The following is a 25103-nucleotide window of genomic DNA, read 5'->3' on the forward strand; positions in this document are numbered from 1 at the left end:
TCTCCCTAAAAATCATTACCTCAACAAAAACCCCAATCGAATCGATCCAAAAAAGTATCCAGTATTTGTATCATTAACATCACCTTCTAATTCTTTCCCTCGGTAAATAAAAGAATATGACATATTGAAGTTATTGTGTCTGTATTTCAAACCAAACTCGGCATTGAAACGAAGCGGCACCAAATCGAAAGTTACGGGACTTGTATCGTTAAACATACTGCCTTGGATTGTGGCATCATAAAACTGATAATTAACACTTGGCATAGCATAGAAATAAAACTCCCGAATATCAGGCTGTGCATTTGCGCTTACTGAAGCATCATGAAGATTTGAATCGTAAACCGGAAGCAGTTTCTTAAACCCAACTCTAGTTAAAAATCCGGTTGAAACTCCCGTAAAAATAGTTCCCAAATTGGCTTCAGACTGAAAATGAAGATCTATAAAATCGTTGTGTTTTGTTGGAAATAATTTCTTCGAATACATAACATGCGCCTGAACCGCCAAAGCATTATGAAGCTGATTTTCCCAGCCATACACTTTTTTGTATCCAATAATTTTATGAAATCCTTCCTGAGTTTCTTCACCCAAAGCATTCGGCCCCATAAACCCAAGCTGAAAATCAGTTTTTAAAACCGATTCGCTTTGGTAAAAAAAGCTCCTTCCCGCTTCGGCAAAAAGATAACCCGTAAAAGGGCGATCGTTTATGGTTACGGCTGCCTCATTAATAAATCTGGGATTATAGATATATTGCCCAATCCTGAATTCGGTAATTTTTTTATTGATTTTCTCATTATCATTTTTAGATAAAAATCGATAAAAAAGTTCCAAACCATTGGTATAATACATATCGTTTTTAGACGAAGTGTATAAATCATTGTCGGTTATAAAACCTATTTCTGTTGTTTTTCCTTGTCCAAAAGTTAACGCAGTAGTCAAAATCAGAAAAGCAAAAAATACTTTTTTACTTTTTTCCATCCCCTTTATAATTGACCTTTTTCCCAACGTAACGCATCTCGCGAACAATTCTTTCTTTTCTTCTGTTAATATAACTTGATGAACCTGTAGCTTTAAATTTTCTTGGGTTTGGCAAAATCGCCGCAATTCCCGCCGCCTGCATTGGCGTTAAACTCGAAGCGTCACGTCTATACCAATGTTCAGTTGCAGCATAAGCGCCATAAACACCATCGCCCATTTCGATACTATTTAAGTACACTTCCATAATACGTTCTTTGCCCCAGATAATTTCAATTAAAACAGTAAAATAAGCTTCGAGCCCTTTACGGAAGTAACTTTTTCCCTGCCATAAAAAAACATTTTTCGCCGTTTGCTGCGAAATCGTACTTCCACCGCGAATTCGGCGTCCACGTTCGTTACTTTTATAGGCTTTTTGCAACGCTTTAAAATCAAAACCATTGTGGGTTAAAAAAGTTCCGTCTTCACTGGCGATAACGGCTTTTTGCAAATTCATCGAAATTTTTTCTATTGGTTCCCAGTCGTGATCAAAATAAACCTCTTTTCCGTCAAGTTTATTTTCGATAGCACGAATAATCATTAAAGGCGTAAAAGGCACGGGAACATATTTAAAAAATACAACCGATGCGATCGAAACTCCAAAAAACCACAATGCGGCTTTTATAAAAAACCATTTTACTTTTTCTCCAAAAGATCGAGTCGATTTCTTTGGTGCTGCTTTTGGTTTAGGTTTATTTGCGGTTGTTTTGGGTGCTGGTTTTTTAACTGCCATTATATTAAGTCTGCTAATTCGGTTCCTATTAAACTGCCTATTGCTACTCCCATTCCGCCTAAACGCACTCCACAAAACACGTTTTCAGACAGTTGAGAAACAACAGGACTTTTACTATTTCCAATTCCCATAATCCCACTCCAACGATGTGCGATCTGAAAATCCTGATTCGGTAAAATTACATTTTTCAGTAAATCTTCCAATCTATTTTGAATAATTTTCGTCTGGCCAAATTCAGTTGTTGTTTCTGTTTCAAAATCAAGGTTTCGGCCTCCGCCAAATAAAATTCGGTCGCCAATATTTCTGAAATAATAATACCCGTGATCCAGATGGAAAGTTCCTTTTATATCCAGATTTTTAATAGGTTCTGTAATTAAAACTTGTGCTCTTGCGGGTTTCACTGCTCCATTTGTCAAAGAGTGTGCAAAACCGTTTGTCGCAAAAAATATTTTTTTTGATTTAAAACTGAAATCGTTCAATACCACTTCTACATGATTTCCGGCATCTGTGTAAGAAGTTACCGTCTGCTGATTTAGAATTAAGATATTATCTGAAACTGCTTGTCTCAATAATTCCTGCATCATGTTTCCGGTATCAATTTGTGCTTCAAACGGATTAAAAATCAAATAATCCTGAATATTTCCAAACCCAAAACGGTCTGTTTCTTTCGAAAAAACTTCGGCTTTAAAAAGCGGTTTTAAAATTTCATTTATAAAAGGCATTTTCGAAATACATTCATTAAATCCAAATTCGTCTTCTTTTAAAAATAATTCGTAGCCGCCGTGAGGCTTAAAATCGATTGCTTCGTCTCCTAATCTTTTTCGGAGTAACTGTAAACCTTTCCAGCGCTTTTCGATTAAATTCACAACATCATCTTCGGAATGCGTTTTTAAGTCATCCATAATTTCAGAAAGACTTCCAAAACAGGCAAAACCGGCATTTTTTGTACTTGCACCTTGTGGCAGCATTCCTCTTTCGAGAACCAGAATTTTTGCAGCTGGAAATCTTTCGCGTAAGCGCAAAGCCGTATGGAGACCCACGATTCCGCTGCCAACAATGGTATAATCAATATCTGTAAACCAGTTTTTTAATTCCCAATAACTCAACTCCATTTTTAGACTTTTTAATAAAAATAATGATTTTTTTGAACCATATAAGTTCATTTAAATTTAATTTTTAAATCAGCCCTTTAGAGATTAAGTTATATTAAGCGCTGCTTTCTTAATTTACTTAATCTCTTAATGGTAAAAAAAGAAAAAACATTGATAACGTTTAAATGAACTTACATTCCTTATATGGTTTAACCCTTTTTAACATTTTGTTGCAAAATTATATTCGTATTTTTAGCGCACAAAAAAACAGAATAATTTGATTATGAAAAAAGTAGTATTAACAACCTTAATAATGATGAGTTTAAACGCTATTGGGCAGAATGTTATGTCTCCGGAATTGTTATGGAAATTAGGAAGAGTTACACCTCTTGGAATTTCTAAAGATGCAAAAAGTGTGGTTTTTAAGGTTTCTACACCTTCAGTAGAAGAAAACAAATCGCATTCTAAATTTTATACCGTTCCTGTAAATGGTGGAAATGCAGCTGAAATTAAAGACACAAAAGATGTTTTAGCAGATAAAAATGTTTCGCCAGACGGAAAATATTTAGTTTATAATGAAGAAGTAAAAATCGACAATGTTTTAGGAAAAGATTTTTACCCAAAATTAGACAAATCTGAAGCTCAAATTTATGACGGATTAGATTATCGTCATTGGGATACGTGGAACGAAGGAAAATTTAATCACGTTTTTTATAAAGAAAACAAAGACGGCGCAAAGGGAATTGACATCTTAAAAGATGAAACTTTTGATTCTCCTCAAAAACCTTTTGGCGGCGACGAAGATTATATCTGGTCGCCAGACAGCAAAAGCATTTTTTATGTGTGCAAGAAAAAAGCGGGAACTGCTTATGCAATTTCTACCAACACAGATATTTATGAGTACAATTTAGAGACTCAAAAAACGACAAATAAAACCGAAGGCAATTTAGGTTACGATACTGCACCGCAGTTTTCTCCAACAGGAAATTTAACTTGGTTACAAATGAAACGTGACGGTTACGAGTCTGATAAAAACGATATTATTGTTGAGTTTAAAGGAATCAAAACCAACTTAACAGCAAATTGGGATGGTACTGTAGATAATTTTATTTGGAGTAAAGACGGAAAAACGGTTTTCTTTGTTGCTCCAATTGACGGAACAAAACAACTTTTCTCGGTTAATTTTCCTGGCTTAACTAAGATCGCAATTAATGTTCATCAATTAACAAACGGAGATTTTGACGTAAATGATTTAGTTGGTTTTTCTGGAGATGATATTATTGTTACCAGAACAGATATGAATCATGCCGGAGAAATTTTTTCTTTTAATTTGAAGAAAAACACCTGGAAACAACTTTCGAATGTAAATACAGAAACATACAAATCTTTAACGTTAAGCAAAACCGAAAAACGTTACGTTACAACAACTGATGGAAAAAAAATGCTGGTTTGGGTAATTCTGCCTCCAAACTTTGATGCTTCTAAAAAATATCCAACTTTGTTATTCTGCCAAGGCGGACCTCAAAGTCCGTTGACACAATCGTATTCTTTCCGTTGGAATTTCTCTTTAATGGCTGCAAAAGGGTATATTGTAGTTGCGCCAAACCGCCGCGGAATGCCGGGACACGGTGTTGAATGGAATGAACAAATTAGTAAGGACTGGGGCGGACAAGTTATGGACGATTACCTTTCGGCAATTGATGATGCTGCAAAAGAAAGTTATGTTGACAAAAGCCGTTTAGGTTGTGTTGGTGCCAGCTACGGAGGATATTCTGTATTTTATTTAGCAGGAATTCACAAAAACCGTTTTAAAACTTTCATTGCTCACGATGGTGTTTTCAATACGGTTTCAATGCTAGGAACTACTGAGGAAGTTTTCTTTAACAACTGGGATTTTGGCGGACCATATTGGGAAAAAGACAATGCAGTAGCGCAAAAAGCATACACTACATTTAATCCTGCAACTTTGGTACAAAACTGGAACAAACCAATTTTGATTTTTCAGGGAGGAAAAGATTTCCGTGTGCCAATTGGGCAAGGACAAGAAGCTTTCCAGGCTGCACAGTTAAGAGGAATAAAAAGCCGTTTTGTGTATTTTCCAGACGAAAATCACTGGGTTTTAAAACCACAAAATGCTCAGGTTTGGCAGGGAGAATTCTTTAAATGGCTAAACGAAACGCTATAAAACAAAAATTAAAATAAACTTAACCGCAGCATTATTTATATAATCTGCGGTTATTTTATTTTTAGAACATTGGAATTATATAAATATTTGATTTGCATTTCCTTTTCTTAAATTGATTTTTTAAATAAATTGCAAGGAATTCGAACACTAAAAAACATCCCCAACCCCCGATAAATATTATGGAGAGCAAAAAAAGTTACACAGCACTCAAAGTTCTATTCAGCTATGTTGCATTACTTGCTTTGGTTGTTACTGTAGGATGGTTTTTATATTCTGAAAATGTAGTTTATAAAAAACTCGAAGATAAAATTGCTTATGAAAAAACCAAAATTCTGCGTGTAAGTAAATTATTTTCTAATGTTTACAAAACAGAAAGTCTGGCAAGACAAACTATTCAGACTAATTCTGAAAAAGATTTTAAAAGTTATCTTATCGAAACCGATTCTTTAAAAGCCAGAATTGATACTTTAAAACAAATCGTTACTACTGAATATCAAAAAACACTTTTGGATAGTGTAACCTATTTATTGTCTGAAAAAACAGAAAACATCAGACAATTAAAAACCATAAAAAATAAAGCCGAAGATGAAGTTTCTGTCAATAATGCTATTGATGAGATTACGAAAATGGAGTTTAATCTTCGAAAACTGGAACTTCAGGATTTTACCAAAAATCCAAATGACTTAGGAAGTTACCAGCGAAATGTGCTGCAAAAATATGTGGATTATCTCAATCAGAATATTCCAGATGACAGCACAAACACGCTGAGTAAAAAAGCATCGGATTCTATTTTGGCTAATTCTAAAAAACTGTTAAGCAACGTAAAACTAAAGGCTGAAAAGAAAAAAGAATCGCTGAATTTTGAAGAGAATAAATTGCTTAAAAATGAAATTGCAATTTCAGACCAGCTTAGAAAAGTACTTCGCATTATTGAACGTGAAATTATCATTAACTCGATAAAAAACAACTCATTAAAAGAAAAATCTCTTAAAAAAGTCAACGAAATTGTAACGGCTTCGGCTATTGCTGGTTTAATTTTGACTTTGTTTTTTTCTGTTTTAATTGTAAGCGATTATTCAAAATCGCAGGTGTACAAAAAACAGCTTGAGATTGCGAATTTCAAAACCAAGAATTTACTAAAAAGCCGTGAACAATTGATCTCGACTGTAAGTCATGATTTAAAAACGCCTTTGAGTACAATTGTGGGATATTCTGAACTTTTGGGAAATTCTGATATTAATACAAAACAGTCGTATTTTATTAAAAATATCAAAAATTCATCTGAATATATTACGCAGCTGGTTCAGGATTTATTAGACTTTTCGCGAATTGAAGCCGGAAAAATTACTATCGAGAAAGTTCCTTTTTTTCTACCTGAAATTATTGAAGATACAGCCCGAAATATTCAGACGGTCTACAAACAAAAAAACATTAATTTGATTATTAATGTAGATGAAAAACTAAACACGAGAGTTGTAGGTGATCCGTTTCGACTGAAACAAATTTTGACTAATATCATTGGGAATGCATATAAATTTACCACAGAAGGTCATATCAAAATCAGTTCGTATGTTAGTGAAAACGAAAACTTTTTTGTTATCACCATTGAAGACACAGGAATTGGAATTGAGAAAGGCAATCTTAAATTAGTTTTTGAAGAGTTTGCTCAGGCAAATGAAAATATCGAAAAGAAATATGGCGGAACTGGCTTAGGTCTTTCCATCTGTCAAAAGATAATTTCATTTATGGGTGGCAGAATTAGTTTAGAAAGTACTTTTGGCAAAGGAAGTACATTTGAAATTAAAGTTCCTCTGGTATTTGATCACAGCGAAATTACGGTTGAAGAAATAAAACGAAACATTAGTCGAAATACAAAAAAACAAACTTTCATTGTTATTGATGATGACATCAATCTTCTCAATTTAACCAGCGGTGTTTTAAGACAGGAAAATCACGAGGTATTCTCTTTTACCAGCGCTGCAAAAGCTCTTGAAGCGATTCAGAATACTAATTTTGATTTTGTGATTACAGATATTCAAATGCCGGAAATTGATGGTTTTATGTTTCTGGAAAAACTTCGTAACTCTGAAAAAAGCATTTATAAAAATCAGCCTGTAATTGCACTAACCGGAAGAACAGATCTGGATTCTGGTATTTACACCAGAGCCGGTTTTACAACGGTGGTTAAAAAACCTTATTCCCCAAAAATATTGCTGGAAACGATTCAGCATATTTTAGATAATGAAGAACTTCCAGAAGTTGAAATAAACGATCCCGAAGAAACTTCTTCGCCTCAATTGTATTCTTTAGAAACCCTAAAAGATTTTTTAGGGAATGACAATGATGCTCTAAATGATGTTTTAAAAGCTTTTATAATAAGCAGTAACGAAAATTTGGATTTGCTTGAAAAAGCGGTAAATGAAGGAAACATTGCTGAAATAAATTCCATTGCACACAGAATTGCGCCAATGTTCAAGCAGATTGAAGCACGTGATATTGGGACAATTTTAAAAACTCTGGAACAGGATAATCTGGAAATTGCAGATCTGCAGGATATTTATACCGCTTTAAAAGCAAAAACAACTAAACTATTTTCTGCTTTAGAACAGGAAATAGTTTAGTCAATATTGTATTGCTTTAATTTATTGTAAAGCGTTTTTCTGGTAATTTTTAAAAGTTTTGCCGCTTCAGATTTATTATTCTGGGTTCTGTTAAGTGCCTGAATAATGGCTTCTTTTTCATTATCTGATAATGAAAAACCAGCACTGCTGAAACCTTGTTTTTGTTTCTCTGCCTGGAAAAATTCAATTGGCAGTACATCACTTTCTATAAAATCGCCCTGCGTTAAAAGTGTGGCGCGTTTTACACAGTTTTGCAATTCACGTAAATTTCCCGGCCAGCTGTAGTTTTGAAAAATAGAAACTACTTCTGGAGAAAAACCTATAACTTCTTTATTTAACTGCTGATTGGCTTTTTCAAGGAAATAATCGGCAAAAACCATTAAATCTTCGTCACGATCTTTTAATGATGGAGACTGAATAGAGAATTCGTTGATTCTATGGTATAAATCTTCTCTAAAATCGCCGTTTTTTACTGCCTCGCGTAAATCTTCGTTTGTAGCGGTAATAATGCGTATATCGACGTTTATTTCTTTATTGCTTCCAACAGGTTTTATTTTTCTTTCCTGAAGCGCACGCAATAACTGAATTTGGTTTTCATAAGAAAGGTTTCCTATTTCATCCAGAAAAAGAGTTCCTCCGTTTGCTGCTTCAAAATATCCCATTTTATCGCTGATAGCTCCGGTGAATGATCCTTTCAAGTGTCCAAAAAATTCACTTGCTGCCAGCTCTTTTGGAATCGCACCGCAATCAACTGCAATAAAATTATTGTTTTTTCTCTGGCTTTGCTGATGAATACTTTTAGCGATAATTTCTTTTCCTGTGCCGCTTTCGCCGATAATCAAAACCGACATATCTGTTGGACTTACCAATTGAATATGATCCAATAGTTTCTTTGATGCAACAGAAATTCCTCTTACGAATTCATTTTCACCAGAAGCTGACGCTTTTTTAGCCGGTTTCTTTTCTTTAACCGGAGTTTCTTCTGCCTCTTTTGAAACTTGTAATGCATTCGTAATTACCAGTAAAACCTCATCGGGATTAAAAGGTTTTGAAATATAATCAGCCGCACCGTTTTTAATTGCTTTTACAGCTGTGTTTACATCAGAATATCCTGTCATTAAAACAACCGGAGTTTCAGGATGTGAGTTTTTAAATTCAGACATAAGTCCAATACCGTCAGAATCAGGCAGACGAAGATCTGTCAAAATCAAATCGAAGGATTCATTTTTGATTGCTGCTCTGGCTTCTAAAGCGGAAAAGGCGACGGCTACTTCGTATTTGTTTTTAGTTAGAAATTTTTCTAATAATTTACAAAACGAAATATCATCTTCTATAACTAATATCTTTGGCATTTGCTTTTAGGGACTTTTTTGCTAAAATAACACTATTAAAGTTATAATTTCTTAAAATTATGCGAAAAAAAAAGAGATTGCACGATGCAATCTCTTTTTCACCAAAAACATAAATCTAATTTCACCTAATTATATCTTCAACCAGTTGCCATTGACATCTGAATACACAGTAGCCTTTTGGTCACCAACTGATATTTCTAGTTTGTATTCTTTTTTATCATTAATATATGCTTTAACCAATTTTGCATTAGGGTAAGCAGTTTGCAGAGCCGTTTTTACAGCCGCCGGTACAGCATCTGTAGTAACTTCGGTATATTCTGCCTGAACAGAAATTGACGTCTTTACTTTATTGGGAGTTATCTCTGCAATTGCAGGAATTGATAAGCTGCCTAAAATAATTGCTGCTGAAATGGCTAACTTTTTCATATTGCTCTGTGTTTATTTATTTTTTAATGATATTTCCTGAAGCATCTGTAAATACAGTATACTTTTTGTCTCCGCTTGAAATTTCAAGTTTGTACTCATTCTTGTCGTTTTTGTACGCTTTTTCAAGTTTTGTACCTGGAAATGATTTTTCAATCGTTGACTTTACAGCTGCTGGTACAGCATCTGCAGTAACTTCAGTATATCCGTCCTGGATATTTACTGATGCAATTATTGAGTTCACTTGCGATGGAACAGCTGCCTGTACAGACAAACCTCCCAAAATAATTGCTGCTGATAAGATTAATTTTTTCATAATGCTTAATTTTTATAATTATTTTTTAAGAATGTTTCCTGTTGCATCAGTGTAAACAATAGATTTTTCTCCTCTAACTGTGATTTCAATCTTATATTCTTTGTTTGAATTCACAAATGCTTTTTCGAGTTTTACACCCGGATAAGCATCATCCAGAGATTTTTTAATCGCTGCCGGAACGGCGTCGACTTCTTTATAATCATCCTGATATTTTACTGAATTTACTGTAGTGGTGGTTAAAACAGTATTTTCTGCCTGCATTGACAGCCCTCCTAATAGGATTGCTGCCGATAATATTAGCTTTTTCATAATAATAGTTTTTTAGGGTTAGTTGTTATTTTTTTACCCAGGTTCCATCTGCATTAGCATAAAGAGATCCTACTTTGTCTCCAACGGTAACTTCTAATTTGTATTGAGAAGCACTGTTTTTGTATGCTTTATTAAGAACTGCATCCGGATATGCTTTTTTAAGTGCATCTGTTACCGCTGCCGGTACTTCTGTTAATGCTACTTCTGTATAATCATCTTGAAATGATACTTCTTTTACGATTGTATTTGTAGTTGGCGAAGTTGAAGCAAATGATGTTAAACCTCCCAAAACGATTGCGGCTGATAAAAATAAATTTTTCATGATAGTGATGTTTTAATATTGTTAATTTAATTTTAGTATTCTTAATTTGAATCTCCATAAGAACCTAAGTTAGATTGTTTGATTACTTTTTTAATCTTAGAGTTTTTTAGGATTATTTTTTAATCCAGGTTCCGTCAGCATTAGCAAAAAGATTTCCTACTTTTTCACCTACTGTTACGTCTAATTTATACTCTGATTTTTCGTTTTTGTATGCTTTAGTAATTACGGCATCCGGATACGCTTTTTTCAAAGACTCAACAATTGGAGCTGGTAATTCTTCTAATTTAATTTCAGTATACTCGTCTGCAACTGATATAACTTTTACTATAGAACTTGTAATTGGAGTTGTAGAAGCAAATGTTGTTAAACCTCCTAAAACAATTGCGGCTGATAAAAATAAATTTTTCATAATGTGTATATTTAAATAGTTAATAGTTTGTTTTACACTTTAGATAAAGAAACTATTGTGCCGAAAATCAAACATGACCACTTAAACCTACATAAAGACCTGTATTTAAAGGGATTTACAGCTTTATGCCAAAAAATGAAAAATATAAAAAAGTGTGTAAACTGATAAAACAGTGTGTAAAAAGTATACACAATTAGTGTTTACTTCAATCAAAAAACAATAAAACTTATCAAAACCAAAACAAGCTTATTGATCAAAAAAAATCATTTTAAAACAAAAAAGGCCGTCAATATTGACGGCCTTTAAATTATTCTGGACTATTCATTTTAAAAGTATCCATAAATGCAGTTGTATAATCTCCTGCAATATATTTTGGATCATCCATTAATTGTCTGTGGAAAGGTATTGTAGTTTTCACGCCTTCGATCACAAATTCATCAAGAGCTCTTCGCATTTTGCTGATAGCTTCTTCACGAGACTGCGCTGTTGTAATTAACTTAGCAATCATAGAATCGTAATTTGGCGGAATACTGTAACCAGAGTATACGTGAGTATCTAAACGAACTCCGTGGCCTCCCGGCATATGAAGCGTAGTAATTTTTCCTGGTGAAGGACGAAAATCATTATAAGGATCTTCAGCATTAATACGACATTCGATAGCGTGTAATTCTGGAAGGTAGTTTTTTCCAGAAATTGGAATTCCGGCAGCAACCATAATCTGCTCACGAATTAAATCGTAATCAATTACTTGTTCAGTAATTGGGTGCTCAACCTGAATACGCGTATTCATTTCCATGAAATAGAAATTTCTGTGTTTGTCCACAAGAAATTCTACAGTTCCAGCGCCTTCGTATTTAATGAATTCTGCCGCTTTTACAGCAGCTTCTCCCATTTTAGTACGCAATTCGTCTGTCATGAAAGGTGAAGGTGTTTCTTCTGTAAGTTTTTGGTGACGACGTTGTACTGAGCAGTCTCTCTCAGAAAGGTGACATGCTTTTCCGTAAGAATCTCCAACAACCTGAATTTCGATATGACGTGGCTCTTCGATAAGTTTCTCCATGTACATTCCGTCATTTCCAAATGCTGCAGCAGCTTCCTGACGTGCACTTTCCCAAGCTTTTAAAAGCTCTTCTTCTTTCCAGATAGCACGCATTCCTTTTCCACCACCACCAGCAGTAGCTTTCATCATAACTGGATAACCAATTTCTTTAGCTACTTTTAGTGCATGCTCATAAGATTCTAATAATCCGTCTGAACCTGGCACACATGGAACTCCTGCGGCTTTCATTGTAGCTTTTGCAGAAGCTTTATCTCCCATTCTGTCGATCATTTCAGGAGCTGCACCAATAAATTTGATTCCGTGCTCTTGACAAATTTTTGAGAATTTAGCATTCTCAGAAAGAAAACCGTATCCTGGGTGTATTGCGTCAGCATTAGTAATTTCTGCAGCAGCAATAATATTTGACATTTTTAAATACGATAAGTTACTTGGAGGAGGACCAATACAAACCGCTTCGTCAGCAAATTTAACATGCAAACTTTCTGCATCGGCTGTAGAGTAAACTGCTACAGTCTTGATTCCCATTTCCTTGCACGTACGAATTACACGAAGTGCAATTTCTCCTCTATTCGCAATTAATATTTTTTTAAACATCTTATTTTAATTAGATAATTAGACAATTTGATAATTAGATAATTTTAGATGGTTAAAAAATTCTCTTTAAATCCATTCTAAAATCTAAAATCTAAAATCTAAATTTATTTATGATGGATCTACTAAGAATAAAGGTTGATCAAATTCAACTGGCGACATATCGTCAACAAGAATTTTCACAATTTTACCTGAAATTTCTGATTCGATTTCATTGAATAATTTCATTGCTTCAATTACACAAAGAACATCTCCTTTTGCGATAGTACTTCCAACTTCTGTAAAAACTGGTTTGTCTGGAGATGGTTTTCTATAGAATGTTCCAATGATTGGAGATTTTATAGTAACGAATTTAGAATTCTCAGCTGGAGCTTGAGCCTCAGTAGCAGCATTTACAACTACTGGAGCAGTTACTTGTGGAGCAGCTGTTTGAGGCAATGCAGCCTGAGCTGGCAATTGCTGTACATAAGTCGTCTCCGTTACATTTCCTTCTAAAGTTGTTCTGATCGTGATTTTTACATCATCCATTTCTAACTTCACTTCTGCAACACCCGAATTTGCTACAAATTTGATTAGGTTTTGAATTTCTTTTAAATCCATAATGATTCGTTTTTAGTTTTAATTTATTTCTTATCGTAAGCCCATTTTAAGTAAATAGATCCCCAAGTGAATCCTCCTCCAAATGCTGCTAAAATAATATTATCTCCTTTTTTGAGTTGTTTCTCAAAATCATAAAGTACCAAAGGTAATGTTCCTGAAGTTGTATTGCCATATCTTTCGATATTAACTAACACTTTAGACTCTTCTAATTCTAGTCTTCCTGCAGTTGCATCGATGATGCGCTTATTCGCCTGGTGAGGCACTAACCAATCAACATCCTGATTTGTTAAATTGTTTCTTTGCAAGATTAATTCGCTGGCATCTGCCATATTGGTTACAGCATATTTAAATACTGTTTTTCCATCTTGCATAATATTGTGCTGTCTGTTTTTCACAGTATCTTCTGAAGCCGGAATCAAAGATCCTCCTGCTGGTATTTTAAGAAAATCTCTTCCTACACCATCACTTCTTAAGTATTCGTCTTGTAACCCCAGACCTTCATAATTTGGTTCGAACAAAACTGCTCCTGCTCCATCACCAAAAATAATACAAGTTGCTCTGTCTGTATAATCCACAATTGACGACATTTTATCGGCTCCAATTAAAAGAACTTTTTTATATCTTCCAGATTGTACATAAGCCGCAGCAGTAGACATTCCGTATAAGAAACTTGAACAAGCCGCCTGCAAATCGTATGCGAATGCATTTGAAGCTCCAATTTCTGTTGCAACATAGACTCCTGTAGATGCGACCATCATATCTGGCGTTGCAGTTGCCATTATAACCATATCAATTTCAAGAGGATCAATATTAGCTTTTGCTATTAAATCCTTTGCAGCTTGTATGGCAAGGTAAGATGTTCCTTTATCAGCATCTTTAAGAATTCTTCTTTCTTTAATTCCTGTACGAGTGGTAATCCATTCGTCATTGGTATCTACCATTGTTTCCAACACTTTATTAGAAAGCACAAAGTCTGGAACGTAGCCTCCAACAGCGGTAATTGCGGCTGTGATTGTATTCATTATATTCTATTATTTCCTTTCAAATATTAGTATTTGAAAAATTTTTAAAAGACTCGAAAATTACAAAAAAAATCAAAACGAATTTGCCTGTATTTTCTTAAAAAACAAAAATTATAACCAACAAAAAAAACTCTCACTATGTGAGAGTTCTAGTATAATTTACAAAAACGTATTAAGCAACCGCTTCAGATTTATCGATAACAACTTGCCCTCTGTAATACATTTTACCTTCGTGCCAGTAAGCTCTGTGGTATAAATGCGCTTCACCTGTAATAGGGCATGTAGCGATTTGAGCTACAGTAGCTTTATAGTGTGTTCTTCTCTTATCTCTTCTTGTTTTCGAGGTTTTTCTCTTAGGATGTGCCATTTTACTATATTATTTATCCGTTAATAGTTTCTTTAATTTTTCCCAACGCGGGTCAATATCTTCTTCTTGTTTACTCTCTTCCTTTTGTTCTTTTATGCTTAATTCATTCAATTTTGTCAAAGCTTCGGTTTGTAATGTCCCGTCTTTAACTCCCGGATGAATTCGTTTTAGAGGCACTGAAAGTGCTATCATTTCATAAATGTATTGTGACACATCTAATTCATGTTCTCCATGCGGCAAAATCAACAATTCTTCATTATCATTATTGAATTCTTCTCCAAAGCGTACAATCAACTTCATTTTCCCTTTTAAAGGAAGATCAAAATCTTCGCTTGTTAGATCACAAGGAACATTTACCGTTCCTTTGTGTTTGAATTCTAATTCTAACATATTGCTTTTCTTATCGAAAACCAAATCGACTTTAATGTCTGTACTTTGAAACTCATCGTATTCAAAGTCCTTAAAGAACGTGTTATCTATTTGATATTCAAAATGGTGTTTTCCCAGCTTTAATCCTACGAAAGGAATTAAAAATTCTTTTGATTTGCTCATTTCAACATCAATTTGTACAATTCAAATACAAAACTACATATCTGAATTGGGGTGCAAAGATATAAAATTATTGTAAATCTAATAATCTTATTCACCTTTTTTTGTTTATAACTGTTTTTCTTTTATTTTAAGAGGTTTTTCGCTAATCTCCTCATACTGATTACGCGAGCGAAAAATATCCAGAGCAAGATAAACGGCTTCTTTAAATGAGTTAAAATCTGCCATATCTTTTCCGGCAATATCATACCCCGTACCGTGATCCGGAGAAGTCCTTACCTTATCTAAACCCGCAGTATAGTTCACTCCTTTACCAAATGCTAATGTCTTAAACGGAATTAACCCCTGATCATGATAAGTCGCTACAACTGCATCATATTTTTCATATTGTCCGCTTCCAAAAAATCCATCGGCAGAAAAAGGTCCAAAAACCAAAGTACCGCTGTCAAATATTTTTTTCAGAACCGGTTTTAAAACTAAATCGTCTTCTTTTCCTATTACGCCGCCATCTCCACAATGCGGATTTAATCCCAAAACTGCAATTTTTGGCTTTACAATACTAAAATCCTGAATTAGAGATTTTCTAATGGTTTCGATTTTTCTAATAATTAATTCTTCTGTCAAATGAGAAGAAACTTCATTTAAAGGTACATGATCTGTCAGCAGTCCAACTCTTAAATTATCCTGAACCATCATCATCAAGGCATTTCCTTCTAACTCCTGATCTAAATAATCTGTGTGGCCCGGAAATTTAAAATCTTCTGACTGAATATTATATTTATTGATTGGGGCTGTAACCAGGACATCAATCAAATCTTCTTTTAAAGCTTTTGTTGCCGCAACAAATGACTTTATTGCATATCCGCCTATTTTTTCATCATTTGTTCCTAAATTAATATCTACACCTTCTCTCCAAAGATTATAAACATTTACTTTTCCCGGAATTACCTGATCTAATTTATCTACACCATGAAACTGCACTGTAGAGGTAAAACTTTTTTTAACAAAAGAAAGTATTTTAGCATTTGCGAAAATAACTGGTGTACACAATTCTAACATTCGCGAATCTTCGAATGTTTTGAGTATAACTTCGCTTCCAATACCGTTTAAATCTCCTACTGAAATTCCAACAATTATATTTTCTGCTTTTTTATTCATGAGCTCAGCTTATTTATTACTAATTTTGATGTGCAAATTTAGTAAAATAAAACCACAATGTTTACAGGAATTATTGAAACCCTTGGAAGGATTCACGAAATACAAAAAGATAAAAACAACTTACACGTTACAGTTGACTCCTCAATTACAAACGAATTAAAGATTGATCAAAGCGTTTCGCACAACGGAATATGCCTTACAGTTGTCGCTGTAAAAGATTCATTTTATACCGTTACAGCAATCGAGGAAACTATTTTAAAAACGAATATTGGCGACTGGAAAGTCAACGATATTGTTAATCTGGAAAGAGGAATGAAGCTTGGAGATCGTCTTGACGGGCATATTGTTCAGGGTCACGTAGACCAAACCGGAACCTGCATTAAAATAGAAGAAGCCAACGGAAGCTGGAATTATACTTTTGAATATGATCCAAACCTCAACAATATTACAATCGAAAAAGGATCTATTACAGTTAACGGAGTAAGCTTAACGGTTGTAAACTCCAAAACAAACGAATTCAGTGTTTCGATAATACCTTACACTTTTGAAAATACCAATTTTAAAGATTTTAAAGTTGGAACGAAAATCAATTTAGAGTTTGATGTTGTTGGAAAATATATTTCGAGACTTTATTCGATAAATAAATAAGAGAAAAGTTTATCGCATAAAAAAAGCTTCAATTAAATTGAAGCTTTTTTTGTTTTATTTCGATATATAACTGCTGTGCCCAATAATAAACCGGCAACAATTAAATAAGGCAGACCTTCATTTATTGGGCCTTCTAAAGGTCCCTCTGGGTCACAACCTCCTGGACATGGAGGAGTTTGAGATAGAACACTTGACATATTCAATACTAGAAAAAATACTAAAAAAATAATTCTTATTATCTTCATAAACTTGGGGCGCTGAAAATCAATACTATATCTATACTGGCAAATATTTTTCGTTGAAATTTCTCATAAAAAAGACTCTTTTAAAGAAATTCTTTGGCAAAAATATATGATTTTTAGAAAAAAACAACTTTATAACTAAAAAGACCTCACATCCTTAACATACGGATTATGTTATAATTTGGTTTTTTTGTTAGATTATCTTATTCAAAAAAACACATTTTCAATTAGTGTGTTTCTTTCTCAATCCCATCTAACACCTTATTAAACGGGGAATTACTAGGTTTATTATCTAAAATTCATACTATTATAAAATTAAGCTTTATTTTTTAAATTTTACTGTTTGACAAAAAAATCTCACAAAATATTTTTTTTCAAAAAAACATCAAAATTCAAAATAAGTCAGAAAGAACTGTAAATTACGACTTTTAAAATCAATCTAAAATTTCTTTTTAAATTGTCACAGTGGTCAAGTGTTCGCGAATTAATATATTTGCATAATTAAAACAAGAACCTAAAAGGTCATTCATTAAATCAGGGCAAATAATAAATGAAGAAAACAGTTGGAAGTTTGTATGCAGGTGTAGGAGGTATATGTTTAGGGTTTGAGAAAGCTGGGTTTAAACTAGAATGGGCAAATGAATTTGACAAAAATGCCTGCATAACCTATAAAAATAATTTTGAACACAACCTTATTGAAGGTGATGTGATGGCCCTGGATGTTACTGCTCTAAAAAAAATTGATATTTTAACAGCAGGATTTCCATGCCAGCCATTTTCGGTTGCGGGTTATAGAAAAGGTTTTGAAGACAGCAGAGGAAATCATTTCTTTAAAATTTTAGATTTTGTAGATGAAATGCGTCCTAATGTTATTTTTCTTGAGAATGTAAAAAACTTAAAAGGTCACGACAAAGGAAACACTATCAAAGTTATCGAACAGGAAATTACAAAACGCGGTTATACTTTTGACAGCGCGGTTTTGAATACCAAAGACTTTGGAAACATTCCTCATAACAGAGAAAGGATTTTCATTGTTGCTTTTGATAAAAATTATATAAACGATGATAAATTTAAGTTTCATTTTCCTGAAAAAGAAAATTTAACCAAATCAATCAAAGATTTAATTATTAAAGAAAAGGTCGACGAAAAGTTTTATTATCACGAAGATAAATATATGTACGATATGCTGAGAGAATCTATCACAAACAAGGATAGAATTTATCAGTTTAGACGACAATATGTTCGTGAAAATAAATCGAGTGTTTGCCCTACCCTGACTGCCAATATGGGAACCGGCGGGCATAATGTACCGCTTATTACAACTAATTTTGGTTTTAGAAAACTCACCCCAAGAGAATGCTTTAGATTTCAGGGTTTTCCTGATGACTTTAAACTTCCTGCCATTTCAAATTCACATTTGTATAAACAGGCTGGAAACTCTGTAAGCATGCCGGTTATTGAAAGACTGGCATCTGAAATTTACAAAGTACTTGAAACAGTAGAATCAAAGAAGACAAAAAAGTCTAAAGAAAAAGCTTAAACTGCCCATCCTGAGCTTCTAATATTTTTTCTATAAAAGATTCGTATTCGTCTAATTTTGTAAAATCTATAAAATAATCCTGATCTGTCGATTTTGTGATTTTTACGCTGTCGTAACCAATTTTTCTGAGTTTATCATAAGTCAGAACTTCGTTTTCTTTCAGTAGTAAAACATCACGGAGCATCCAGTCGGCCATGGCTTTGTTTGGGTTGGTCATTAAAGCTTTGCTCCCGTCCTGACACACTTTTGCAGAAAGAGTTTTACCATTTGGAATTTTAAGATTAAAAATCACATCTTTTTCAGGAAAAAAATCAGGAGCATTGTTTCTAATTTTTGATGGTATCGATATATAAACCTCTCCCGGATCTCTTTTCCTTCCTCCGGCATTCCATTGATTCAGCTGACTTTTTATTGGTACAATCGGTTCTTTTAATTTCTTTTTGGCTTCGGGAGAATATAAGGGCAGAACAACATAATCGACAAATGGGATTAATTCTTCTTCCGCCAATAAACCAATGACGGCTTGAAGCTTTTCTTTCGCAAAATCAGTATGTGTATTTAAGCTTGGCTGTGTTAGATTTAAAAGTACATTAATTGGTTCTTCTAAAATCTCAACATCAATTTCAATGCATTCTTTCGGAATTATAAAGCGTTTCATTAAAACACTTTTAGAAAAATTAAAATTATACTCGTTTAAAGCGTCTTTAAATTTCAGCGAACTTTTTGTTTCTTCTAATATTTGAATTGAATCTTTGTCAATTAAATCATAAGAAGTTTCAAAAACTTTAATCAAAAACTTATCACGGCCAATGATATGATACACTCTATTTTTAGTATTGTAAAGTCTATCTGCAAATTCTATCCGTTCATTCCTAAAATCGGCTAGTTTATGGGCTAAATCTAAACCTTTGAGTATTCTTAAGTCTGAACTTCTCGAATTAAACTCTGCTACCTTTTCAACTTTTGAACTTCCAGATAATATAAATGTTTTAATACCAACACCACAACCGTTTATTATCGCATCGTATGCCACATCTGCGCGGGCGAGATTGTCGGCACCAAAAGCTTTACAAAAAGCATTTTCGGCAACCCGGTATTGAATAAAGGGTTTATCTGAAGAACTAAACAAATTCGAAAACGCACCAATTGCCTTTAAAGCACTTGTATAATTTTCGATATTTTGATTCGTTTGAGTTTGTAGAAACATTATTTATTTTGAAAGTTCAATTTCTTCTTTAATTTTTTCGATGCAAGATTCTAATTCTTTTTGAATTTCTTTGCTCCAAAACCGTAAAACTTTCCAATTATTTGAAAGCAAATGTTCGTTGACTTCAATATCACGTTTCATATTACGTTCGATTTTCGGAATCCAATATTCCCGATTCGATTTGATTCGGAGTTGCTGCGTTTTCCAATCTTTTCCGTGAAAAAATTCACTGTCAATAAAAATAGCGATCTTATAATTGGCGAAAGTTAAATCTGGTTTTCCAAATATTTTTTTGTTGTTTTTGCGATATCGATATCCCAATTTCCATAAAGCTTTTGCCAATCTTACTTCATCTTTTGTCGCCGTACTTTTTATCGCCTGCATATTTTTTCTCCGTTGTTCAGGAGTTAAATTATCCATCGTTCCTTAAGATTAAATTTGTCTTTTAAAGATAAATTTAATCTATTTTTCCCTTAAACCCGAATACAAATCATCTAAATCATGTAAATCTCCAGATTGGATATAATAATTCTCGGCATCCATTTTTGTTTTTCCATTCAGCAAAGCATTTTTAGGAATAACATATTGATTTTTAATTATGTGCCGAATTGTTTTTAAAGAACAACAACCCGGAATATCACAAAACCAAACCGCGTTTTCAATTTCCTGCCATAAATTTTCTTTGTTTTGAGGAATACTTTTTAAAATAAATTTTATATCAGGCTTAATTCTAACCAAAACAAAAAAATCGTAAGTATCAATATTTGAATTATCGAGATTCGGAATATATTTCCCTTCCGGATTCCAATCTTTAGTTTCCAAAAGCAAAAGATTAGAAAAAAAAGCCGCCGATTTTACACAAATAGATTTCCCGTTTGCTTTTAAATCGGTTTCATCCCAAACTCCTTTTCCATGAATGCTAAAATCAGGAACTTCAACCTCAATATTTTGAAGTTTTAAATTTTCATACAATACAATTTCGGCTAATTTTCCCTGAAAAGTATTTTGAAAAATCTCTGCATTTGTACGATTCAAATGCCCGCCCGATCTTTTAATTCTATGAAATCCTTCTCCATAAACCATTTCATAGGCAAAATCAAAAGCTTGTTTTACAAAAGCAGCATTAACTTCTTTTGCTTCAAAATTCTTTTTTAAAGTGATGAAATAGATGTTATTCTTTTTGTCTAACTTCATGATTTTACTTTTATCTTGTTAAAAGCAAAAATATGTTTTTAATTGATAGAAAAATATTACAAAATAAAATTTACATCAACAAAAAAGCCTTTACATTGCTGTAAAGGCTTTCTATTCTAAAGAAGTGGTCCCACCTGGGCTCGAACCAGGGACCACCTGATTATGAGTCAGGTGCTCTAACCAGCTGAGCTATAGGACCGGTTTAGAGGTTGCAATATTACTACTATTTTTCATTCACTCCAAATATTTTAAGACATGATTTGCATTTAATTTCATTTCAAACCCTTTGTTTCAAAAATAATATTGATTTTCAATGCCTTATTTAAAATAAAAAATGATTTTTTTTTAAATAATTTCCTGGCAAAGCTCTACCAAAACGCCATTTGTGTTCTTCGGATGCAGAAAAACTACCCATTTATTGTCAGCGCCTTTCTTCGGAACTTCATTAATCAGCACAAAACCTTCACTTTTTAATCGGGAAATTTCAGCATGAATATCTTCTACATCAAAAGCGATATGATGAATGCCTTCACCTTTCTTTTCTAAAAACTTCGCAATTGGACTTTCCGGACTTGTCGCCATTAAAAGTTCAATTTTGTTGGTTCCGGTTTGAAAGAAAGAAGTTAAAACGCCTTCACTTTCTACCGTTTCTTCTTTGTATGACGGAACGCCCAATAATTTCTCGAACAATACATTTGCATCATCCATATTTTTTACGGCAATTCCAATATGTTCTATTTTATTTATCATCTGATTTTATCTTAATTGAGTAACATAAGAATTAAAATAACCGCATTCTGCAATTACATCCTGATAATATTTAGTATCTGAATAATCTTTTTGAAGCGTTTTAAATCCGTTCCAGGCGATAAAGTTAACTTTATCGTCATTTGCATCCCACCAATATCTTACGCTGTTATATTTATTATTATAATATTCGTTTCGTTCGCATTTTGAAATTAAGTACACACATTTTGCTTTCTGCTCTTTTGTTGCTGCAGCCTGCAATGCTTTCTGATAATACATTTTTGAAACACTGCAGTCCGTAATCATCTTTTTCATAGAATCTCTAAACGAGTATGGACTTGAACCATAACCTACGATAGTAATCTCGTAAAAAGTTCTTCCGTTTCCAAAATGCGAAATATTATAAAATGCATTTCCTAACAATAAACTATTTGTGTAAACATCTTCGTTTTTAGCCAATTTATCCTGCATTTCTTTAATAGTAGTTAAGAAATCCATTTGCGTATATTTTCTTTTTTGATAAGCCGCATGATCGCAGTCGTGACAATCTTTTATACTTCCGTTAAACGGGTTTCCTAAAAATTTATAATACTGAACTGAATCTGTCTGTTTTAAAAATTCGATAGCTTCAGGAATTTTATTTTTAAAAGTCGCCTGAACTGCCTGAAAATTATTGATATCTTTTAGTTTTAAACTATAAATTCCCGCCCCGATATTCTCAATTTCGGTTCTATTAGAATTAGATAAAAATGCTTTTATGGCTTGCAGATTTTTTTCATTATCATAAAACGAATTTCCATCGTTCCAATAGCTGTAACGTGATTCGCCAAAAATCTCGGCCAAAACCAAGTTCCCTTTTTCTCTGTAAAGAGTCGACAAATAATTTCTGCTCCATGAAGAAGCGTTTTGATAACGAAATTCCTGTCCTTTATATGTTTTTGGAAGTTCGTTGTATAACCAGTTCAAATCGGCTAGAATTGTCTTTTCGTTTTTGTCTGTCAATTTATCAATTTTGCTCACATTATTTACAAAACGTAATAAACGAAGCTGCATTCCTGCCAATTCATTTTTTGGAAGCGTTTTTACCGCTTTATCAAAATTCTTATCGGCATTAGCGTATTCTCCTTTTAAAGTCTGCAAATATCCCAGAGATAAATCCCATAAATAAGGTCGGTCCGTATTTCCTGATGCCGAAATTTTAGCGATTAGATCTAACGATTTTTGATCCACCTTAACTTGATTTTCTTTTTTACTTTCTGCAACAGTCAATTTCTTTTTAGGCTTATCGTCTCCGGCATTCTGCTGAAATGAATTATTTATAGACTGCTCAAGCCCATTTACCAATCTTGTTGCCAGATAATTTAAATGCTCGCTTTTTGGATCAAGTTCATAAATCTTTTCAATTGCCTGTTTTTCATCTTTATAATATCCGTGAATAGCCCAAAGTGCCGCTTTTTCTTTATTATTTTTTGCCATTGTTAAAGCTTTATTCCAATCGGCTTCATTTTTAGGATGAAAACTATAAGCTGTAACTACACGTAATTCTGGGCATTTATCAAAAACCTGCGCATACAAATAATTTGAAACCGCATATTTTTTTTGCTGGTAATTGATCCCGGCAACATATGCCAGAGCGCGATAGTACAACGTGTTTTTTGCAACAGCACTTTCTGTTTTATTAAAAAAGTCTATTGCTTTTTGTTTATCATTGCTGTAAAAACGGGCTTTCATGGTTAAAAACCAGTATCTGTTTTTTAGGAAAGGATCCGACAATGTATTGTAAACATTTTCTATCGACTGAATCATTTTGGCATCATCGAATGTTTTTGCCGCAACGGGTTCATAACCCCAATATTCTTCACTAGTAGACACAGTTTCAATTTTTTGAGCTAAATACAAAAATTCGATAAAGTTTTTAATTTTATCGTCTTTCAAGTTGATCTTTTTGCCCCATTTCTGTGAGCTTTTGTTTTCTTTTTTATTCTTATAAAAAACATGTAGATCCGTAATTTCTTCTTTATTCTGAATTGCATTTTTTCCATCAGGATAATATCCTGGACGTTCATCTCCAATCAAAAAATAATTTACTGTTGTTGTATCGGTTTTTCCTTTAAGGTAATCTGCCCAATCTGATTTTATATTTTTATTAAAGCGTGAATTATGCTGGGTATCAAAACCAATTCCGTAGAAAATACCACCCGACAAAAAAAGCGGCGAATACGATTCGTCTGCAAAGGTTTCCGGAGTAAAATTAGAAGTGTATGATCCCATATAATCCCAGTCACCATCTGCGCAAGCATAAATTATTCCGTACACAAAAAGGAAAGCGGCACTAAAACCAAGAAACAACCTGCTTAAAAATATTCTTTTCATAATTATCTAAATTGAATTCGTCTAAATCGTAAAATATAATTTCTTTTGGGGACTGAGCTTTATTATCTTCTAAATCTTCAGCCATTTCTTTTAAATCTTCTGGAGAAATAGTCTCTGTTTTCAAGAGATCATTTTCTTCGTAATAAACACCGTTTTTGTAATTAGATTGTCTGGCTCTGAAAAATATCGGGCTTATCTGTTCAAAGTTTTTATCTTTTTTGAGTTCACTGAAATTCAGTTTAGAACGCAAACCTAAAACTTTCTCATTTCTAATATGAATCGCCCATGAATAAATAGGAAGCGCATAATCAAGATGCAGCGGATATTTTTTTAAACTTTTAAGATATTTCTCTGAGATTTTTTGGCTGTAAATAGAATTCAATGAATCTGGCGCAATACTTCCCATATTATAAAACATCAAAACGCCGTTGTCTACATTTGGAATTTTAGTTTTCTTAAAGTATTTCACCTGATGAAGCCTGATTGTTGCCGAAAGTTTTTTCTTCGAAAGCTTTTTAATCTGTTCAATAAATTTAAGATAATTGTCTTTACTGTTCAAACTCCAATCGCAGTCAATTTGAATTTCGGTACAATTAAGTTTGTTCTTCTTATTGATTTCAGTAATTAAATGAATTGTTTTTTCGGCCAGATCCTCAACATTCAGATCCTTTCTAAGCATTACTTTATTTTGAATAAAAACAACCGGAACAATTTCAAATTCCTGTACGTTTTCGTAAAAATGAATAGGGCTTATCGGAAAGGGTTCTTGCGTTTGAGGATGAAGTCCGATATCAAAATAACGAATGTAGAGTTTGTGTACATCATTATCTTTCAGAGCGGTTTTTTCTGTTTCTGAAAATTTTAAATTGGTTTTCCAATAATAAAAAGAAATTATGGGCTGTTCATTTTTGCTGCACGCTGTCAGAAAAAGAAATAACAAACCCAAAAAAAATCTTTTAACCAAAACGAAGTAATATTATATTGAAATTCAAAAGTAAGAAATTATATCGTATGAGAGATTTTGATTCTTAAA

26 protein-coding genes and 1 tRNA gene are annotated in these 25103 nt (G+C 33.3%); 4 read left to right on the top strand and 23 right to left on the bottom strand.

Annotated features, from left to right (window positions below):
* Positions 1-15 precede the first annotated feature (15 nt).
* Genes L1276_RS15725 through L1276_RS15735 form a run of 3 tightly spaced genes read right to left on the bottom strand, consistent with a single transcriptional unit; the run spans position 16 to position 2856 of the window.
* The gene (locus L1276_RS15725) at positions 16-975 is read right to left on the bottom strand and encodes a lipid A deacylase LpxR family protein (protein WP_253789370.1); all 960 of its coding nucleotides are present in this window, start codon (positions 973-975) and stop codon (positions 16-18) included.
* Positions 962-1744, bottom strand: a complete 783-nt coding sequence (gene mtgA, locus L1276_RS15730; protein WP_256527402.1) for a monofunctional biosynthetic peptidoglycan transglycosylase — start codon at positions 1742-1744, stop codon at positions 962-964. Before mtgA ends, L1276_RS15725 begins: the two co-directional genes overlap by 14 nt.
* Positions 1744-2856 (bottom strand): FAD-binding oxidoreductase, encoded by a 1113-nt coding sequence (locus tag L1276_RS15735; RefSeq protein WP_253789699.1) that lies wholly within the window; start codon positions 2854-2856, stop codon positions 1744-1746. The genes mtgA and L1276_RS15735 overlap by 1 nt, the downstream gene beginning before the upstream one ends.
* Before the next feature lie 262 nt (positions 2857-3118).
* Between L1276_RS15735 and L1276_RS15740 the strand changes: the two genes are divergently transcribed.
* Together L1276_RS15740 and L1276_RS15745 are read left to right on the top strand one after the other, a co-directional pair.
* Positions 3119-5020, top strand: a complete 1902-nt coding sequence (locus tag L1276_RS15740; protein ID WP_253789372.1) for a S9 family peptidase — start codon at positions 3119-3121, stop codon at positions 5018-5020.
* Between the two features lie 179 nt (positions 5021-5199).
* On the top strand, positions 5200-7641 hold the full coding sequence (locus L1276_RS15745) for an ATP-binding protein (RefSeq protein ID WP_253789374.1): 2442 nt from the start codon (positions 5200-5202) through the stop codon (positions 7639-7641).
* On the opposite strand, the gene L1276_RS15750 is transcribed toward L1276_RS15745, so the two are convergent.
* The 12 genes from L1276_RS15750 to pdxA form a co-directional block, all read right to left on the bottom strand.
* The gene (locus L1276_RS15750) at positions 7638-8993 is read right to left on the bottom strand and encodes a sigma-54 dependent transcriptional regulator (RefSeq protein ID WP_253789376.1); all 1356 of its coding nucleotides are present in this window, start codon (positions 8991-8993) and stop codon (positions 7638-7640) included. The two genes, L1276_RS15745 and L1276_RS15750, sit on opposite strands and share 4 nt — an antisense overlap.
* A gap of 129 nt (positions 8994-9122) precedes the next feature.
* Positions 9123-9419: a PepSY-like domain-containing protein gene (locus L1276_RS15755; protein WP_253789377.1), complete on the bottom strand. Its 297-nt coding sequence runs from the start codon at positions 9417-9419 to the stop codon at positions 9123-9125.
* Between the two features lie 16 nt (positions 9420-9435).
* Positions 9436-9732, bottom strand: a complete 297-nt coding sequence (locus L1276_RS15760) for a PepSY-like domain-containing protein (protein WP_012022730.1) — start codon at positions 9730-9732, stop codon at positions 9436-9438.
* A gap of 18 nt (positions 9733-9750) precedes the next feature.
* Positions 9751-10041: a hypothetical protein gene (locus L1276_RS15765; protein ID WP_253789378.1), complete on the bottom strand. Its 291-nt coding sequence runs from the start codon at positions 10039-10041 to the stop codon at positions 9751-9753.
* 25 nt (positions 10042-10066) lie between these two features.
* The gene (locus L1276_RS15770; RefSeq protein WP_253789379.1) at positions 10067-10363 is read right to left on the bottom strand and encodes a hypothetical protein; all 297 of its coding nucleotides are present in this window, start codon (positions 10361-10363) and stop codon (positions 10067-10069) included.
* A gap of 112 nt (positions 10364-10475) precedes the next feature.
* Entirely contained in the window at positions 10476-10772 is a 297-nt protein-coding gene (locus L1276_RS15775; RefSeq protein ID WP_253789380.1) for a hypothetical protein, read from the bottom strand.
* A gap of 307 nt (positions 10773-11079) precedes the next feature.
* A complete protein-coding gene (gene accC, locus L1276_RS15780; RefSeq protein WP_253789381.1) occupies positions 11080-12426 on the bottom strand; it encodes an acetyl-CoA carboxylase biotin carboxylase subunit in 1347 nt (448 codons plus the stop codon).
* Positions 12427-12534: 108 nt separating this feature from the next.
* The gene (gene accB / locus L1276_RS15785; RefSeq protein ID WP_253789382.1) at positions 12535-13023 is read right to left on the bottom strand and encodes an acetyl-CoA carboxylase biotin carboxyl carrier protein; all 489 of its coding nucleotides are present in this window, start codon (positions 13021-13023) and stop codon (positions 12535-12537) included.
* Between the two features lie 23 nt (positions 13024-13046).
* Complete coding sequence (locus L1276_RS15790; RefSeq protein ID WP_253789383.1) at positions 13047-14045, bottom strand: beta-ketoacyl-ACP synthase III; 999 nt, start codon at positions 14043-14045, stop codon at positions 13047-13049.
* A 172-nt stretch (positions 14046-14217) separates the two neighbouring features.
* Positions 14218-14412 (bottom strand): 50S ribosomal protein L32, encoded by a 195-nt coding sequence (gene rpmF, locus L1276_RS15795; protein WP_008465217.1) that lies wholly within the window; start codon positions 14410-14412, stop codon positions 14218-14220.
* A 9-nt stretch (positions 14413-14421) separates the two neighbouring features.
* On the bottom strand, positions 14422-14964 hold the full coding sequence (locus L1276_RS15800; protein WP_253789385.1) for a DUF177 domain-containing protein: 543 nt from the start codon (positions 14962-14964) through the stop codon (positions 14422-14424).
* 105 nt (positions 14965-15069) lie between these two features.
* Positions 15070-16119 carry a 4-hydroxythreonine-4-phosphate dehydrogenase PdxA gene (gene pdxA / locus L1276_RS15805; RefSeq protein WP_253789387.1) on the bottom strand — a complete coding sequence of 350 codons (1050 nt, stop codon included), beginning with the start codon at positions 16117-16119 and terminating at the stop codon, positions 15070-15072.
* 57 nt (positions 16120-16176) lie between these two features.
* Between pdxA and L1276_RS15810 the strand changes: the two genes are divergently transcribed.
* Positions 16177-16767 carry a riboflavin synthase gene (locus tag L1276_RS15810; RefSeq protein ID WP_253789389.1) on the top strand — a complete coding sequence of 197 codons (591 nt, stop codon included), beginning with the start codon at positions 16177-16179 and terminating at the stop codon, positions 16765-16767.
* 32 nt (positions 16768-16799) lie between these two features.
* Here the strand turns inward: L1276_RS15810 and L1276_RS15815 are convergent, their stop codons facing one another.
* The gene (locus tag L1276_RS15815) at positions 16800-16964 is read right to left on the bottom strand and encodes a hypothetical protein (protein WP_253789391.1); all 165 of its coding nucleotides are present in this window, start codon (positions 16962-16964) and stop codon (positions 16800-16802) included.
* Positions 16965-17559: 595 nt separating this feature from the next.
* Between L1276_RS15815 and dcm the strand changes: the two genes are divergently transcribed.
* Positions 17560-18549 carry a DNA (cytosine-5-)-methyltransferase gene (gene dcm, locus L1276_RS15820; RefSeq protein ID WP_253789393.1) on the top strand — a complete coding sequence of 330 codons (990 nt, stop codon included), beginning with the start codon at positions 17560-17562 and terminating at the stop codon, positions 18547-18549.
* Here the strand turns inward: dcm and L1276_RS15825 are convergent.
* From L1276_RS15825 to L1276_RS15855, 7 genes are all read right to left on the bottom strand, one after another.
* Entirely contained in the window at positions 18533-19756 is a 1224-nt protein-coding gene (locus L1276_RS15825) for a restriction endonuclease (RefSeq protein ID WP_253789395.1), read from the bottom strand. The two genes, dcm and L1276_RS15825, sit on opposite strands and share 17 nt — an antisense overlap.
* Before the next feature lie 3 nt (positions 19757-19759).
* Entirely contained in the window at positions 19760-20176 is a 417-nt protein-coding gene (locus tag L1276_RS15830; RefSeq protein WP_253789397.1) for a very short patch repair endonuclease, read from the bottom strand.
* 42 nt (positions 20177-20218) lie between these two features.
* On the bottom strand, positions 20219-20950 hold the full coding sequence (locus tag L1276_RS15835) for a hypothetical protein (RefSeq protein ID WP_253789398.1): 732 nt from the start codon (positions 20948-20950) through the stop codon (positions 20219-20221).
* Between the two features lie 125 nt (positions 20951-21075).
* Positions 21076-21149 (bottom strand) — tRNA-Ile (locus L1276_RS15840).
* Between the two features lie 146 nt (positions 21150-21295).
* Positions 21296-21700 (bottom strand): methylmalonyl-CoA epimerase, encoded by a 405-nt coding sequence (gene mce, locus L1276_RS15845; protein WP_253789400.1) that lies wholly within the window; start codon positions 21698-21700, stop codon positions 21296-21298.
* Between the two features lie 6 nt (positions 21701-21706).
* The gene (locus L1276_RS15850) at positions 21707-24070 is read right to left on the bottom strand and encodes a hypothetical protein (protein WP_253789402.1); all 2364 of its coding nucleotides are present in this window, start codon (positions 24068-24070) and stop codon (positions 21707-21709) included.
* Complete coding sequence (locus L1276_RS15855; protein ID WP_253789404.1) at positions 24030-25016, bottom strand: hypothetical protein; 987 nt, start codon at positions 25014-25016, stop codon at positions 24030-24032. Before L1276_RS15855 ends, L1276_RS15850 begins: the two co-directional genes overlap by 41 nt.
* Between the last annotated feature and the right edge of the window lie 87 nt (positions 25017-25103).

The organism is Flavobacterium sp. HSC-32F16, assembly GCF_024171645.1.
Lineage (GTDB): Bacteria > Bacteroidota > Bacteroidia > Flavobacteriales > Flavobacteriaceae > Flavobacterium.